The 949-nt window shown below is 33.5% G+C and carries 1 protein-coding gene; it reads left to right on the top strand.

Annotated features, from left to right (window positions below):
- Positions 1 to 111: 111 nt before the first annotated feature.
- On the top strand, positions 112 to 949 hold an 838-nt coding region (locus FZF08_RS31430; RefSeq protein ID WP_159478886.1), incomplete at its 3' end, for an IS982 family transposase.

Raw genomic sequence — 949 nt, 5'->3', positions numbered from 1 at the left:
AACCTGAGTTCGATTAATAATTGGCAGGAAAAATAGAGTTTAAAATTGGTAAGATTCTACATTCTTTGTATATTTAAGTATCTCACATTCAAATATATAACAGAAATAATCATGAATCTTACCAAGGATAAAGTTACTGAAATTTTCTATCTAGTAGACGAGTTTTGTATTAATTTCAGAGCAGGGATCGGTACAAAACTCATTGGTAACCCTCCAAAACGCATACCCCGTATGTCTGATAGTGAAGTTATTACAATTATGATTCTCTTTCATACAGGCGGTTTTCGTGATATGAAGCATTTTTACCTATTTTACGTTAAGCAACATTTACAAAATGAATTTCCCAATACTGTTTCTTACAATCGCTTCACAGAATTGATGCAATCGGTAGTTTTTCCAATGACTATATTCCTGAAAACCTGCTGCCTGGGCAAATGTACAGGCATATCCTATATTGATTCCACGCCGATCAGAGTATGTAAAAATAAGCGAATCAAACGTAATAAGGTATTCAAAGATATCGCCACAGTTGGGAAATCGACAATGGGATGGTTTTTCGGATTTAAGCTTCATCTAATTATAAATGACAAGGGTGAAATTTTAAATTTTATCATCACACAAGCCAAAGTAGATGATCGGCAACCACTTAAAAATGAGAAGTTTATAGAAGTAGTGAATGGTAAACTTTATGCTGACAAAGGATATATCTCCCAGCAATTATCGCAGATTCTTTTTGTTGACGGCATACAATTGATTACCGGAATTAGAAATAAGATGAAAAACTGCCTAATGGAGTTAAGAGATAAAATATTACTCAGAAAGCGCTCTGTTATTGAAACAATTAACGATGAATTAAAGAATATGTGCCAAGTTGAGCATTCAAGGCATAGATCATTTGGCAACTTTATAACCAACCTGATATCAGGGTTGATTGCTTATTGTTTCTTTC

The sequence above is a fragment of the Dyadobacter sp. 3J3 genome, from assembly GCF_009801115.1.
Lineage (GTDB): Bacteria > Bacteroidota > Bacteroidia > Cytophagales > Spirosomataceae > Dyadobacter.
The sequence above is the reverse complement of the archived record's forward strand: the minus strand, read 5'-3'. Positions and strand labels throughout refer to the sequence as shown.